This is a genomic window from Dehalogenimonas etheniformans, assembly GCF_014672715.2.
Classification (GTDB): Bacteria; Chloroflexota; Dehalococcoidia; order Dehalococcoidales; family Dehalococcoidaceae; genus Dehalogenimonas; species Dehalogenimonas etheniformans.
Map to the genome: position 1 here is coordinate 1,889,360 of NZ_CP058566.2, position 13,231 is coordinate 1,902,590.

16 protein-coding genes and 5 tRNA genes are annotated in these 13,231 nt (G+C 54.4%); 15 read left to right on the plus strand and 6 right to left on the minus strand.

The features are described 5' to 3' along the window. Positions 1-97 precede the first annotated feature (97 nt). The 7 genes from HX448_RS09465 (at position 98) to HX448_RS09495 (ending at position 2,263) form a co-directional block, all read left to right on the plus strand. The gene (locus HX448_RS09465) at positions 98-703 is read left to right on the plus strand and encodes a MarC family protein (protein ID WP_102330969.1); all 606 of its coding nucleotides are present in this window, start codon (positions 98-100) and stop codon (positions 701-703) included. 120 nt (positions 704-823) lie between these two features. After that, positions 824-964 carry a DUF5679 domain-containing protein gene (locus tag HX448_RS09470; protein ID WP_190259874.1) on the plus strand — a complete coding sequence of 47 codons (141 nt, stop codon included), beginning with the start codon at positions 824-826 and terminating at the stop codon, positions 962-964. A 119-nt stretch (positions 965-1,083) separates the two neighbouring features. Next, the gene (locus tag HX448_RS09475) at positions 1,084-1,710 is read left to right on the plus strand and encodes a TetR/AcrR family transcriptional regulator (RefSeq protein WP_162485941.1); all 627 of its coding nucleotides are present in this window, start codon (positions 1,084-1,086) and stop codon (positions 1,708-1,710) included. Positions 1,711-1,870: 160 nt separating this feature from the next. Beyond that, positions 1,871-1,946: transfer RNA gene (locus tag HX448_RS09480), tRNA-Trp, on the plus strand. 3 nt (positions 1,947-1,949) lie between these two features. Further along, positions 1,950-2,036: transfer RNA gene (locus HX448_RS09485), tRNA-Leu, on the plus strand. Positions 2,037-2,069: 33 nt separating this feature from the next. Beyond that, a tRNA-Gly gene (locus HX448_RS09490) sits at positions 2,070-2,144 on the plus strand. Between the two features lie 44 nt (positions 2,145-2,188). Continuing rightward, a tRNA-Cys gene (locus tag HX448_RS09495) sits at positions 2,189-2,263 on the plus strand. A 24-nt stretch (positions 2,264-2,287) separates the two neighbouring features. Here the strand turns inward: HX448_RS09495 and HX448_RS09500 are convergent. Next, positions 2,288-2,674 carry a hypothetical protein gene (locus HX448_RS09500; protein ID WP_102330971.1) on the minus strand — a complete coding sequence of 129 codons (387 nt, stop codon included), beginning with the start codon at positions 2,672-2,674 and terminating at the stop codon, positions 2,288-2,290. Between the two features lie 130 nt (positions 2,675-2,804). Here HX448_RS09500 and HX448_RS09505 point away from each other — a divergent pair, with 130 nt between their 5' ends. Next, positions 2,805-3,296, plus strand: coding sequence for a helix-turn-helix domain-containing protein (locus HX448_RS09505; protein WP_190259875.1), 492 nt, complete (start codon positions 2,805-2,807; stop codon positions 3,294-3,296). 16 nt (positions 3,297-3,312) lie between these two features. Here HX448_RS09505 and HX448_RS09510 read toward each other — a convergent pair whose 3' ends face one another. The 3 genes from HX448_RS09510 to trhA form a co-directional block, all read right to left on the minus strand. Further along, positions 3,313-3,612 (minus strand): hypothetical protein, encoded by a 300-nt coding sequence (locus tag HX448_RS09510; protein WP_394573310.1) that lies wholly within the window; start codon positions 3,610-3,612, stop codon positions 3,313-3,315. Between the two features lie 51 nt (positions 3,613-3,663). Next, positions 3,664-3,748 (minus strand) — tRNA-Leu (locus HX448_RS09515). Between the two features lie 74 nt (positions 3,749-3,822). Continuing rightward, a complete protein-coding gene (gene trhA, locus HX448_RS09520; protein ID WP_162485942.1) occupies positions 3,823-4,506 on the minus strand; it encodes a PAQR family membrane homeostasis protein TrhA in 684 nt (227 codons plus the stop codon). A 92-nt stretch (positions 4,507-4,598) separates the two neighbouring features. Here trhA and HX448_RS09525 point away from each other — a divergent pair, with 92 nt between their 5' ends. The 3 genes from HX448_RS09525 to HX448_RS09535 all read left to right on the plus strand — a co-directional run bounded on the left by HX448_RS09525 (position 4,599) and on the right by HX448_RS09535 (position 7,507). Beyond that, on the plus strand, positions 4,599-5,267 hold the full coding sequence (locus HX448_RS09525) for a 50S ribosomal protein L25 (RefSeq protein ID WP_102330973.1): 669 nt from the start codon (positions 4,599-4,601) through the stop codon (positions 5,265-5,267). A 129-nt stretch (positions 5,268-5,396) separates the two neighbouring features. Further along, positions 5,397-6,287, plus strand: coding sequence for an ABC transporter ATP-binding protein (locus tag HX448_RS09530; protein WP_102330974.1), 891 nt, complete (start codon positions 5,397-5,399; stop codon positions 6,285-6,287). After that, positions 6,284-7,507 (plus strand): ABC transporter permease, encoded by a 1,224-nt coding sequence (locus tag HX448_RS09535; RefSeq protein ID WP_102330975.1) that lies wholly within the window; start codon positions 6,284-6,286, stop codon positions 7,505-7,507. The genes HX448_RS09530 and HX448_RS09535 overlap by 4 nt, the downstream gene beginning before the upstream one ends. Before the next feature lie 37 nt (positions 7,508-7,544). On the opposite strand, the gene HX448_RS09540 is transcribed toward HX448_RS09535, so the two are convergent. After that, positions 7,545-8,813, minus strand: coding sequence for a M16 family metallopeptidase (locus tag HX448_RS09540; protein ID WP_102330976.1), 1,269 nt, complete (start codon positions 8,811-8,813; stop codon positions 7,545-7,547). Positions 8,814-8,874: 61 nt separating this feature from the next. Continuing rightward, positions 8,875-9,891: a tRNA (adenosine(37)-N6)-threonylcarbamoyltransferase complex transferase subunit TsaD gene (tsaD, locus tag HX448_RS09545; protein ID WP_102330977.1), complete on the minus strand. Its 1,017-nt coding sequence runs from the start codon at positions 9,889-9,891 to the stop codon at positions 8,875-8,877. A 280-nt stretch (positions 9,892-10,171) separates the two neighbouring features. On the opposite strand from tsaD, the gene HX448_RS09550 reads away from it, so the two are divergent. From HX448_RS09550 to hypB, 4 genes are all read left to right on the plus strand, one after another. Next, a complete protein-coding gene (locus HX448_RS09550) occupies positions 10,172-10,465 on the plus strand; it encodes a co-chaperone GroES (protein WP_102330978.1) in 294 nt (97 codons plus the stop codon). A gap of 30 nt (positions 10,466-10,495) precedes the next feature. Further along, positions 10,496-12,106, plus strand: coding sequence for a chaperonin GroEL (groL, locus tag HX448_RS09555; protein ID WP_102330979.1), 1,611 nt, complete (start codon positions 10,496-10,498; stop codon positions 12,104-12,106). A 135-nt stretch (positions 12,107-12,241) separates the two neighbouring features. Further along, positions 12,242-12,601: a hydrogenase maturation nickel metallochaperone HypA gene (gene hypA, locus HX448_RS09560; protein ID WP_102330980.1), complete on the plus strand. Its 360-nt coding sequence runs from the start codon at positions 12,242-12,244 to the stop codon at positions 12,599-12,601. Continuing rightward, positions 12,582-13,229 carry a hydrogenase nickel incorporation protein HypB gene (gene hypB, locus HX448_RS09565; protein WP_102330981.1) on the plus strand — a complete coding sequence of 216 codons (648 nt, stop codon included), beginning with the start codon at positions 12,582-12,584 and terminating at the stop codon, positions 13,227-13,229. Before hypA ends, hypB begins: the two co-directional genes overlap by 20 nt. Positions 13,230-13,231: the final 2 nt, after the last annotated feature.

Genomic DNA, 13,231 nt, shown 5'->3' on the forward strand with positions numbered 1-13,231 from the left:
CGAATTATATTTGAACTAAAATATATTTGTGGCATTTCGGGGATCTTGTGCCTATAATGGCTTCAATATCCCAATTGAAAGGCCGCCCGCAAGCTTGATGTCCAACTTTTGGCAAGATTTCCTGCTGACCTTCGTTCCCCTGTTCATCGTCATCGACGCTGTCGGCAACCTTCCGTTTGTCATCGCTCTGACCGAGGATTCCACCAAGGAAGAGCGGTGGCGCATCATCAATTTGGCGACTATCACGGCCGCCGCGGTCGGCCTGTTCTTTTTATTTCTCGGCAGTTTCATCCTGAAAGCCATGAACATAAGCGGCGGCGCCTTTGCCATCGCCGGCGGCATCATCCTGATGGTTTTCGCCATCCGCTATATGACCACCGGACACATGGTGGAAGTCATCAAGGAGGAAATGGTGGCGGTGGTCCCGATAGGCACACCCCTCACGGTCGGTCCAGCAACGATCACCACCTTGCTGCTGCTTTCAAACCAATACCCAGTTTATATCGTATTCATCGCATTCGCGGTTAACATATTCATTGCATGGCTGACCTTTGTCGCCGCCGGATTTTTCATGCGTTTGATGGGCCGGGGCGGCCTGAGGGCCATTTCCAGGGTTTTCAGCCTGCTGCTGGCGGCACTCGCGGTGAGCATGGTCATTCGCGGGCTGGAACTGATCAACGTCCTGCCCACGGCCCCGGCGTAGCTTTATCAGTTACCCTAAAGTCCCGGCTTTGTTTAGCTTTAAAAATAATTGGTTCCAAACGCTTGACAATCGTGTTAGCTTGGGCTATCGTATAATTCAAATTTACGAAGGAGGGTATTTATGGAAGGTTATTGCATGAAATGCCGGACCAAGAGAGTTATGAAGAACGCCAAGGCTATCACCATGAAGAACGGCCGGCCGGCCACCCAGGGCGTCTGCCCCGTCTGCGGCACCAAGATGTTCAAGATCGGCAAAGCCTAAATTCATCAACACGTTTGATTAAATGAGACCGGGCCACAGCGCCCGGTCTTTGTTTTTTTCCGAAAATTATTAAACAATTAGTCTTGACAGCCTATCTGGCCGCTAATATAATCCAACCGATGATTGAACATTCAGTGAAAGCTGAAAAAACGCGCCGGCCTACCTGGCGCGACGAAAAAGCCGAAGAGCGCCGCCTTCAGCTCATCGATACGGCGCTGGAGGTTTTTGCCCGAAAAGGCTTCGACAAGACCAGCGTGCGGGAACTTGCAGCCGCGGCCGGGGTGGCCCAAGGGCTCATGTACCACTATTTCAAAAGCAAGGACAAGCTCCTTGAAGCTGTAGTCGAGAGGCACAGTTTCCTGCCGCAACTCAAGAGCCTGCTGGCAACCCTCCATAACGAGCCGGCGGCCAAGGTATTGAAAGCCGTCGGACGGCAGTTCTACGATCTCCTCGGGCAAAAAGAAAGCCTGATGAACATATTTTTCCACGAAACGCAGAGCCATCCCATCGTCCCTCGCATCTGGCGCGGCATCATGAACGAAGGCATCTCGCTGTTTCAGAACTACCTCGATGAACGGGTCAAGGCCGGAGAACTAAGAACCCACAACACCGACGTGACCGCGCGTACCCTGGCTTACACCATCGTTTTGCTACGCGCCGGCGGCGTCGCCTTCCACCAGCGGACCCGCCCTGAAGCCTTCATCGACCAGATGGTGGACAATATTCTCAGTGGCATAGCCGCTTGACTTACCAAAACTAAACACTTTGGGCAGCTCCCCGGACCTCGATCGGATTTCCGTTTCAAAGACAGTTTGATAGGTCCCGGCGCCGGCGAACCCAACTGACAATATCCCGTTGACAATGCGGAACGGCATACGGTATGATTTTAACCCGCGCCTACTCTGTAGGAGTGTAGCTCAGTTGGTAGAGCAGTGGTCTCCAAAACCACTGGCCGAGGGTTCGAATCCTTCCACTCCTGCCAGCGGCCGAGATGGTGGAATGGTAGACACGCTAGCTTGAGGGGCTAGTGAGTGATGAGCTCGTGGGAGTTCAAATCTCCCTCTCGGCACCATTAAAAACTTATGGTATAATCCCGGTTCATCGGGCGGAAGTAATTCAGTGGTAGAATGCCTCCTTGCCAAGGAGGATGTCGCGAGTTCGAGTCTCGTCTTCCGCTCCATTTTTGTTCTCTGGCGGACATACCCCGAGTCCGAGGCGAAAAACGGCGACGTAGCCAAGTGGCAAGGCGGGGGTCTGCAAAACCCCTATTCACCGGTTCGAATCCGGTCGTCGCCTCCAATTCTTTCCCCCTTGAACCCCCTCCTACACTTTTTTCAGATGAAAACCCCACGTCGCCAGCAGCGCGGTCAGAATGACCACACTCCAGAGCATCAGGTCCGAGTTTGAGTTCAGGTTCAGCGGTTCCGCCAAGCCGAGAATAATGATCATTCCCGCCAGCGCCCCAAGCGCCGCCAACCATATCGATCCCCGATATTTAAAAGCTTTGCTGAACACCAGCACGCCGAATACCACGCCTAACGCATAGCCGATGATCATGCCCGCGATAGCGCCAACCAGCCCCCCGAACCCGCCGTAGCTGTTCCAATCAATCAGCTTGGATCCGAGGAGCGCGCCCACGATTGCAAAAACATAACCGCCGAAAGCCGAAGCCAGCGCCATCCCGATGAAAGATTTTACCGTTCTTTTCACGTTTTGATCGAGCCCCCTTCTACTTTGGGTAATTGTATCCTAAAAGATGCGGCAGTTAGTAATAATTCGGTTGATTACGTTTGGAGACCCCTTGACACCCCTAGTCACGGACGTTACACTATGACCGTTCATGAATACGCAGAATTTCACTATTGCCCAGGCTGCCGAAAAACTGGGCGTTTCTACGCGCACCATCCGCCGCTACATCAAGGCCGGCAAACTAAGAGCGGACCTGGTTAACGGGCCATTTGGAGAAGAATACCGCATTCGCGAATTGCCGGAAGACCTCAAAAAACTCGAGCCCGCCGAACCCTGGACAGCCCTCGAAAAGCGGGATCCTCTGGCCGGGGCATCACAGGACGCGATGGCTGTTCTACGTGATTTGCAGGAGAAGAACTTGGCCCTGGCTGCTCAACTGGGCGCCGCAACCGAGCGCATCCGCCAGCTCGAGAGCCAGCTTAAAACCAAAAACATCACCGACGGCAAAGCATCCAGTGTCCCGTGGTGGCAGAAGCTTTTCTCCGGGATACGTGCGCTGTTTTCTAGTAAGTCGGAACAACCTATGACCGTTCAATCAACTGAAACGGACGGCGTGTCTAAAACTGTAGAACCCGCCGCTTGAAAATGGCATCCCGCAATCACCTCCGGCACGCCGCCCTGGCGCTCCCACCGAAGGCGATGCTGATTCCGAACAGGAAGCCGAAATCGTACCAGCCGCCATTATTGTGGACTTCGTAGATATTCACGTTGTTGGAAAACAGCGAGATTATGAACGTTATGGGGGATATTATTCCCTGCCAGAGCCCTGACCAAAAACCGGCGATATGATCGGCTCCATCAGGCGTGTTCAATGCGGGATTGGCTCCTGCCGCGCACCCGGCAAGTAGCAAAACCGTTACCAAAGTCGCGGCGGTGAGTAGTAGTCTCATCTTCATCATTTTCCCTCGCTAATTTCCGCAACGATGCGATGAGGTGGCCAATTGAATCATTGGTGCCGGGAGAGGGGATCGAACCCACACGACCGAAGTCGGCGGATTTTAAGTCCGCTGCGTCTGCCAGTTCCGCCATCCCGGCGCCGGAACAGATTATAGCATAAGGCGTCGGGATTTTGGCGAAACGGAAATCCGGGCGGTTTCGACGTTGAACAGCTATGTCACCGATGACACAACAACTGCGAAATGGAGCGACGCCCCGATAATTATCCAGATGTGGAAAATGTCGTGGAAACCGAACAACCCTGGTACCGGATTGGGACGTTTCAGAGCATAGATGACGGCGCCGATGCTGTAGGCAACGCCGCCGGCCACTACCCCCCAAAATGCGAGCCGCGGCATCGAGAGCCACAATTGCCGCATCGGCGCCAGCGCCAGCCATCCCATGCCCAAATACAGGATTGGCGACAGGATTCTCGGGGCGTGCATCCAGAACAGCTTGTAGAAGATACCTATAGCCACGATGACCCACGGTATAGCGATCATGAAAACCCGCCACAAGCCGTCAAGGTAGATATAGACAAGCGGCGTGTAGCTGCCGGCGATCATGATGAAAATGGCGATATGGTCCAGTTTCCGCCAGACAGAGGTTTCACCATCCCGGCGTTTTAGCGCGTGGTATAAGGCGCTGAAAGAAAATAAAGCGGTGATCGACAAGCCGTAAATGACAACAACGGTAAGGAGGTCCCATCTGCCCCAGGTCAAAATAAGCAAGGCGACTAATCCTGCGCCTCCGGCGACAGCCCCGCCAAGGTGAGAATAGCATGAAAAAGCTTCGGCGCGCTTAGCTACGATGTTACATTCCTCTTCTTTCGCGGTATTATAACCGGACGGAGGCAAAACTGCCACCTTAGGTCGATATTTATTGACTTTAATGAGGCAATTCTGTTTTAATTAGCATTTGTTTGCTGAATAAACAAGGAGAAATCTGTATGGATAAAATCGCCGTTACTTTATCGCCGCGTACCGTGACCGGCAAGAAAACCCGCTTCCTGCGTCGCGCCGGCGTTACCCCCTGCCATGTTTTCGGCCACAACCTGGCCTCGGAAACCCTGCAGGCAGCAACCGCCGATCTGGAAAAGGTTGTCGCCATGGCCGGTACCACCCGGTTGGTAGCACTACAGACCGAAGGCCAGAAGAAGGCTCGCATGGCTTTCATCCGCGAAGTCCAGCGTACTCCGGTTGGCGGCGGTCTTTTTCATGTGGACTTCTACCAGGTCAATATGAACGAGCCCATCACTGCTGAGATCCCGCTACGGCTTGTCGGTGAAGCCCCGGCCCTCAAGACCAAAGGCCGCATCCTGGTCCATCCGATGGCGCACGTCGAGGTCGAAAGCCTGCCCGGTGATCTGCCAGCGAGCATTACCGTCGATATCTCGGTACTGAACGAACTTCATGACGCCATACACGTCAGGGACCTCAAAGTCGAGCCTGAAGTTACCGTCTTGTCCGAGCCCGATCAGCTTATTGCCAAGGTCAGCGAGATCACCGTCAAGGCCGAAGAAGTCATCATCGCCGCCCCGGTTGCCGAAGCTGCCGCTCCTGCCGAGGGTGCCGCTCCTGCCGAGGGTGCCGTCCCGTCCGCTCCCGAAACAAAATAATCGTACAACATCGAAAAACAGAGGCTCATACTGGTCAACCGGCCAGTATGAGCCTCTTCTTTTAGCTATTGTCATTTCAGCATTTACACGCTAAGATTGCGGGAATATTCCGACGATAAGGTTTGTGCGTTGTTAGCAGTAAAAATATCTGAAGTCTCAAAGATCTACGGCGAAAAGAAGGTCGTGGACGGAGTTTCCTTCGAGGTCAACACCGGGGAGATTTTCGCCCTGATAGGTCCCAACGGCGCCGGTAAAACCACCACCATCCGCATGATGATGGATATCATCAAACCGGATGGTGGCGATATCCTGATAATGGGACAGCATCTTGGAGAAGGGTCCAAAAATTGCATCGGTTATCTGCCCGAAGAACGGGGACTCTATCGCAAACTCCGCATAATGGACACTATCGTCTATATGGCCTCTCTGAAGGGAGCGGCGGTCGAGACCGCGGTTTCTCGTGCAGAGGCTCTTCTCAAAAAATTCGGTCTTTATGAGCACCGCTACAAGAAGATAGAGGAACTTTCCAAAGGTATGGGGCAACTTATCCAGTTCGTTGTTACTGTGGCTCACGATCCCGGGTTGATCATCCTCGATGAACCGTTCGCCGGCCTCGACCCTGTCAACACCCGACTTCTGAAAGACACCATCAAGGACCTTCGAGGGGAAGGCAAAGCAATAATTTTGTCTACTCACCGCATGAATGAAGTGCAGGAAATGTGCGACCGGTTGTTCATGATTAACAAGGGTCAGCGTGTTCTCTACGGCGCTCTTAACGACATTCGAAGGCAGTTCCGCTCTAACTCGGTCATCGTCGAATCGGAATCGCCGTTGCCGGCTCTTGCAGGCGTGACCGGGATTGAATCCAAAAATCATTCATCGATATTGAAGCTTGGAGATGCGGCAACGCCTCAATCGGTACTTGCTCAACTCGTCGCTGCCCAGGTGCCGGTAGAGCGGTTCGAGGTGGCCTTGCCTTCATTGGACGATATTTTCGTACAGGTGGTAAAGAAGTCGTGAACAAAACGGCCCTCATCTTTAAACACGAATTCACCACTCTGATCCGACGGACCGGCTTCATTATCATGACCGTCGCAATACCGCTTATCGGGCTCATCCTTATCCTGGGTGGCCAGATTTTTTCCGGCAACCAGGGCGGTGGCGGGCCGGTCGAACAGGTCAAGATCGGATACGTCGACCAGGCTTCGCTCATCACCGGCCATCAACAGGAGGGCAATTTCGATTTTGTCGCTTTTGATTCTGCCGAGGCGGCCAACCAGGCCTTGATCGGCAAAACCGTGTCCGAATATATCGTAATCCCGCCGGACTACATCAACACCGGCGCTCTGGCCAGATTCACCACCGAACGTCAGTTGGAAGTGCCGGGCGATCGGCTGTACGCCATTCAGAACTTCATGCTGGACAATCTGCTATCACCCACTGTGGGGGCTGCTGTCATCGACCGCGTCAAGGCCCCGGCCAACCTTTCAAGCATAATCCTCGATCCCGTCACCGGCTTACCGGCCGAAAATCAGGGAGGCGTGGCGGCTTTCCTGCTGCCTTACCTTTTCAGCATTCTCCTGGTGATGTCGATCTTCACGTCCTCGGGCTACCTGTTGCAGGGACTGGCCGAGGAAAAAGAAAACCGCATCATGGAAGTCCTGCTTTCCAGTGTTTCGGCCAGGCAACTCATAACGGGAAAGGTCCTCGGGTTGGGCGCTGCCGGATTGGCGCAGATGGCGATCTGGCTCTTTTCAGCCCGGTTCCTGGCTAACCTGGCTTCGGCTAACTTTTCGGCTATACTGGGTTCGATCGAGCTATCGGCCAGCTTTGTGATCCTTGGCCTGGCTTATTTCATTCTTGGGTATCTGTTGTTTGCCATACTCCTGGCAGCGATCGGCAGCATTGCTTCGAGCATGCGTGAGAGCCAGCAATTGGCCGCCATTTTCAGCGTCCTGGCGGTCTCACCGCTCTGGGGCCTCGTTTTCATCATTGAAAATCCTCAACACCCGGTGAGCGTTTTCCTTACCATTTTCCCGTTTACCGCCCCCATCACCACGATGATCCGGGTGGGTACCGCGGAAGTGCCGTTCTGGCAGATAGGCTTGAGCATGATGGTGATGGCGGTATCCATTTTCGGGTTCCTGCTGCTTTCGGCCAAGGTCTTCAGGACATTCCTGTTGATGACCGGTAAAACGCCCAAGATCGGCGAGATCCTGCGTATGCTTAAGGAAGCCTAAGCGGGCGACCTTTGTCGTTGCGTTAAGAATGCAGAGACTAACCCGCGCCGATAAGGTTCTTGAGAGGCTTTTCGTCCGCTACCGGGCCGACCAGCGATAACCGCATCCTGTCTTCCCGGATCAGGTCGTCCGCCAGGTCCCTGAGGTCGTCAAGGGTCACCTTTTCGATCCGTTTGATGACCTCTTCAGGCGTCAAGACCTCAGCGGTGAGTATCTCCTGACCTCCCAGCCAAGACGCCACGTGCCTGGAATCTTCCAGGCGCAAAGCCAGCCGTCCTTTAGAGAGTTCCTTGGCTTTAGCCAGTTCCTGGGCGGTCAACGTCGATTTGAGCAGGTTGAGTTCCTTTATCACCGCTTCGATTGCCTTGAGCAGGTTATCTGGGTCCACACTGGCGGCCACGGTAAGCGCCCCGGTGTCTTTCAAAAACTCGGCGTAGCTGTGTATGGCATAGGCCAGACCCATCTTGTCGCGAATCTCGGAAAAGAGCCGGGAACTCATACCCTCTCCGAGGATCACGTTCAAAAGGCTCTCGGTGTAACGCCTGGGGTCAGCTATCGACAGGGCGGGCAGGGCCAGCAGGAAATGGTCCTGTTCGATATCCCTCGTCTCAGCGATCAGACGCTCGCCGTCAGTGCGGATGAACGGGGGAAAAGGCGGCGCGACGCTGGAACCCGGTTGCCAATCCCCGAATTTATCGTTGATCGCCGATAAAATATCTTTCCGGGCAACCCCGCCGGCGATGGCGACGACGGTGTTCTGCGGCAGGTAGTGTCGCGCCATATAACCGCCCATGTCATCGCGGGTAATCGCGCCTACCGATCTTTCAGTCCCGGCAATGTCGCGCCCCAGGGGGTGATCCGGCCACAGCACGGTGTCGATAAGCTGGCAGGCTTTCTGGTCGGGCTGGTCTTCCGACATGTGGATTTCCTCCACTATGACCTGCCGCTCTTTTTCGATGTCCGAAGGATCGAATTTTGAATGCAGCAACATATCGGAGAGCGTGTCAAGGGTAGACACAAAATGGTCGCGCGGCGCCTTGGCCCAATATACGGTTGTCTCCCGGTCGGTGCCTCCGTTCAAGATGCCGCCGATCCCTTCTATAGATTCCGAGATGGCGCGGGAGGTCGGTCTCTTCTCCGTTCCCCGGAACAAGACGTGTTCGATAAAATGGGAAATCCCGGAAATAGGCTCGGTTTCGTAACGCGAGCCGGTGCCGACGAAAAGGCAGATGGACACCGATAAAGTTTGCGGCATCTCCTGTGACAGCAATCTTAAACCGTTGGGCAATACAGTTTTATGGTACATCTCTAACCTCTGGAAATGATTGTACCCCGTTTATCGCGGAGGCCAAAACGGTATTGACCGGTCACGGCCGGGCGAAATTCCGGATTAGTCCGTTTACCCAGGCAAAGGGCATGCTGGGATAAACGTCCAGGTCAAGGTTCGAGCGTTCGCCTTTAACCATATGAAAATAACCGCAACTGGCGATTATGGCGGCATTATCGGTGCATAATGAAAGCGGCGGAATCGACACAGGGATTGGGGAATCTTCAATCATCTTCTCCCTTAGTCGGCTGTTGGCGGCGACACCCCCGGCAAGCAGGATCTGATTAACTCCGTGTTCTTCAGCCGCTGCCAGGGTCCTCTTGACCAATATTTTAACCACCGCCTCCTGAAAACTGGCGGCGGCATCGTTCGGAGAGGCAACCTGACCGGTTTCGGCCAACCGGTACAGCGCCGTTTTGAGCCCTGAGAAGCTGAAATCGAAGCTGCCCGGGATGATCCCCTTTGGCAATTTCAGCGTTACTTTCCCCGATTTGGCCGCCTTCTCGATAACCGGCCCGCCCGGATAGCCCAGGTTCAGCAGCCGGGCGGCTTTGTCGAAAGCTTCTCCGGCGGCGTCATCCCTGGTTCTGCCGATGAGTTGATAATCGCCGTGGTCTCTCATCAACACCAGGTCGGTGTGACCACCGGAAACGATAAGCGCCAGCGCCGGGAACCTCGGGGTTTGGCCGGGGGTCAACCAATTGGCATAAATGTGGCCTTCGAGGTGGTTGATCCCGATCAACGGTTTACCGGCGGCCATCGCGATGGATTTGGCGAAATTGACGCCGACCAGCAGGGATCCGGCGAGTCCGGGACCGCAGGTTACCGCCAATGCGTCGATCTGTTCCATTGTCAGAGAAGCGTCCCTCAGGCACTCTTTGAGCACCGGCACAATGGATAAGAGGTGCTGCCGGGAGGCGACTTCGGGCACTACGCCGCCGTAGCGGGAATGGATGTCCACCTGGGAAGCGACCTTGTTGCCTAGGATTTTGATCCCGTTCTCGACCACTGCAGCGGCTGTCTCGTCGCAGGAGGTTTCTATACCCAAAACTCGCATTGCATGATTATAACAGACCGGCGATAAACGTTTCAGTCAGGCATGCGCAATGCGAATAATGGTAATAATGAATATAAATACAAGAAATGAAGAGTAATACCTCGAAATATTTGTCATGGATCTACTAGAATCAGTTAGGAGATAGCCCCAGAATCGATAAGAATGGATGAGGATCAATTTGCTGATATTTAGGTTGGTGGGTTATTATAACTGGTGTTAGCAGTCTCGTGGTGAGACTGCTAAAATAATGAGGAAGAAAGACACTAAGAAGGAGGTATTCATGGCAATCAACGTGCAACCGCTGCAAAACTTCATCCTGGTGAAACCCGGTAAGAAGGAAGAAAGTCGCAGCGGCATCATCATCCCGGACACAGCCCAGGAAAAAGCCCAGGAAGGTGAAGTCGTCGCCGTAGGTCCCGGCCGACTGGGCAAAGACAACACCCGTGAGGTCATGGACGTAAAGGTCGGCGATTTCGTGATCTATCCCAAGTTCGGCGGCACTGAGGTCAAGGTTGACGGCATGGACATGGTTATCATGCCCGAAAATCAAGTCCTGGCCAAAAAAGTCTACTAATAAATACTTAAAAAACGATTAGGAGGAAAAGTGGCAAAGCAGATTATTTTCGGAGATCAGGTTAGAAAATCCCTGGCTCGTGGCATCAACACTCTTACCGATACCGTCAAAGTCACTCTCGGCCCAAAGGGTCATCCGGTTGCCCTATCTAAGCCCTGGGGCGCACCCACGGTCATCGACGATGGCGTCACCATTGCCCGCGACATCGACCTGCCGGATCCTTTTGAGAACATGGGCGCCCAGATCGTCAAGGAAGCCGCTTCCAAGACCAACGATGCCGCCGGAGACGGCACCACGACTTCCATCATGCTAGCCCAAGCCATCATCACCGAGGCATTCAAAAACATCACTGCCGGTTCCGAACCCATCGCTCTGAAGCGCGGCATCGAGAAAGCCACCGCCGCGATTGCCAAGGAGCTCAAACGGATGTCGAACCCAATTCGCGGCCGCGAACAGATCGTCCAGGTCGCCACCATTACCGCCAAGGATCCTGAAATTGGTGAACTTATCGCCGACGTCATGGAAAAAGTCGGTAAAGACGGCGTCATTACCATCGAAGAATCAAAAGGCCTGAAATACCAGACCGATTATGTCGAAGGTTTGCAGTTCGACCGCGGCTACATCTCGGCCTACTTCGTTACCGATACCGGCCGCATGGAATCGGTGCTCGAAGACCCGATGATCCTTATCACCGACCGCAAGATCGAGACCATGGGTGAGCTCCTGCCCGCCCTGGAGAAGATACTGCAGTGGACCCGCACCCTTGTCATTATCGCCGAGAACGTTGAGGGCGAAGCTCTGGCCACCCTCGTCGTCAACAAGATGAAGGGTACACTGAATATTCTGGCCGTCAAAGCCCCGGGCTTCGGCGATCGCCAGAAGCAGATGCTGGAAGACATCGCCATCCTTACCGGTGGCCGCGTCATCTCCAAGGAAGCCGGCCGCAAGCTTGACTCGGTCACCGAGGAAGACATGGGCCGCGCTCATCGCGTCACCACCAACAAAGACAAGACGGTTATCGTTGACGGCGCCGGAACTCCGGAAGCCATCAAAGACCGCATCAAGCACATTAAAGCTCAGATCGACGAGGTCGAGAGCGCTTTCGACCGCGAGAAGCTGCAGGAGCGCCAGGCTGCCCTCGCTGGCGGCGTTGCCATCATCGCTGTAGGCGCAGCCACTGAGACCGAAATGAAAGAGCGCAAGGCCCGCGTCGAAGACGCTCTGGCCGCCACCCGCGCCGCTCTTGAAGAAGGTATCCTCCCCGGCGGCGGCGTCGGTTTGATCAACGCCCTGCCCGCTCTGGACAAGTTGAAGTTGGAAGGCGATGAGGCCACCGGCGCTTTGATCGTGAAGCGCGCCCTGCCCACGCCGGTCCGCTGGATCGCCACCAATGCCGGCCGCGACGGCGCCGTGGTCTTCGACAAGGTTCGCACCTCTCCTCCCGGTGTCGGCTACAACGCCGAGACCGATGAGTGGGGCAACATGGTCGAAATGGGCATCATCGATCCCACCATGGTTGTCCGCTCCGCCCTGGAGAATGCTGCGTCCGTAGCTAACATGGTCATCATCACCAACTCACTGGTGGCCGATATCCCGGAGAAGAAGATTGAAGCTCCGCCACCCGCCGGCGACTTCGGCTAAACCTAACTGGTCTCCTTTCGGAAGAGAGCCGCCTTCAAAGGCGGCTCTCTTCTTTTGACCGGTTTCCCAAATTGCCCAATCGTGGCAATCGCGGTATAATTTTAAATTGTACTTTAGTATTAGGACTGTGCCTTAATGCATGAAATGGCGGTAACTCAGAGCCTCCTGGAAATCGTGCTGAAAGAAGTCGGCAAGGTTGGAGCCAAGAAAGTGAACGGCGTTAACCTGGTCATCGGCGAACTTTCGGGATTGGTGGATGACTCCATTCAGTTCTATTTCGATTTCATGACTAAAGAAACCATCGCCGAGGGGGCGAAATTAAAGTTTACCCGTATTCCCGCAAAAATGAAGTGCCGGGCTTGCGGCCAGGAGTTCATCACCGCTCCGGATGAATGGATTTGTCCCAAATGCGGAGAATGGCAGGCTGAGGTGATCGCCGGCAAAGAATTTTACATCGATTCGATCGAGGTGGACGATGCAGATAAAGGTCCTTAAAGACATCATGGCAGCCAACACCCAGAACGCCGGCGCGAATCAGGCGAGGCTGGATGCACAGGGCATACTGGGGATTAATATCATGGCTTCTCCGGGCGCCGGCAAAACCACCTTTATATTGGCCACCATTGACAGCCTTGGACAGGATGCTCGCGTCGGTGTCATCGAGGGCGACATTGCCTCGCAGATCGATGCCGAGGAGGTGGCTCAGAAAGGCGCCCCGGTAGTTCAGATCAACACTGGAGGGGGCTGTCATCTCGATGCGGGGCAAGTAGCCGCCGGGCTTGATAATCTACCGCTGGAAGAGATTGATATTCTCTTTATTGAGAATGTCGGCAATCTTGTTTGTCCCTCCGAGTTCAAACTTGGCGAGCATCTGAGAGTTGTCCTCCTGAGCGTTCCCGAGGGGGATGACAAGCCTTTCAAATACCCGGGCATGTTCGCCTCGGCTGATGTGGTCGTTGTTACCAAAATCGATATCATGCCCTATTTCGATTTTGACCTGGATAAATTCACTAAGGCCATCGAAGGTCTCAAGCCGGGAATTCGAGTATTTCCACTGTCTGCTCGAACCGGGGAGGGTTTTTCCGGCTGGACGGACTTTTTGAAATCGCAGTTGAGGCGGTAACC

Bases quoted from the DNA above. Each gene is read 5' to 3' on its own strand.
- HX448_RS09465 (WP_102330969.1), top strand. From the start codon at position 98: ATGTCCAACTTTTGGCAAGATTTCCTGCTGACCTTCGTTCCCCTGTTC.
- HX448_RS09470 (WP_190259874.1), top strand. From the start codon at position 824: ATGGAAGGTTATTGCATGAAATGCCGGACCAAGAGAGTTATGAAGAAC.
- HX448_RS09475 (WP_162485941.1), top strand. From the start codon at position 1,084: ATGATTGAACATTCAGTGAAAGCTGAAAAAACGCGCCGGCCTACCTGG.
- HX448_RS09505 (WP_190259875.1), top strand. From the start codon at position 2,805: ATGAATACGCAGAATTTCACTATTGCCCAGGCTGCCGAAAAACTGGGC.
- HX448_RS09510 (WP_394573310.1), bottom strand. From the start codon at position 3,612: ATGATGAAGATGAGACTACTACTCACCGCCGCGACTTTGGTAACGGTT.
- HX448_RS09525 (WP_102330973.1), top strand. From the start codon at position 4,599: ATGGATAAAATCGCCGTTACTTTATCGCCGCGTACCGTGACCGGCAAG.
- HX448_RS09540 (WP_102330976.1), bottom strand. From the start codon at position 8,813: ATGTACCATAAAACTGTATTGCCCAACGGTTTAAGATTGCTGTCACAG.
- tsaD (WP_102330977.1), bottom strand. From the start codon at position 9,891: ATGCGAGTTTTGGGTATAGAAACCTCCTGCGACGAGACAGCCGCTGCA.
- HX448_RS09550 (WP_102330978.1), top strand. From the start codon at position 10,172: ATGGCAATCAACGTGCAACCGCTGCAAAACTTCATCCTGGTGAAACCC.
- hypA (WP_102330980.1), top strand. From the start codon at position 12,242: ATGCATGAAATGGCGGTAACTCAGAGCCTCCTGGAAATCGTGCTGAAA.
- hypB (WP_102330981.1), top strand. From the start codon at position 12,582: ATGCAGATAAAGGTCCTTAAAGACATCATGGCAGCCAACACCCAGAAC.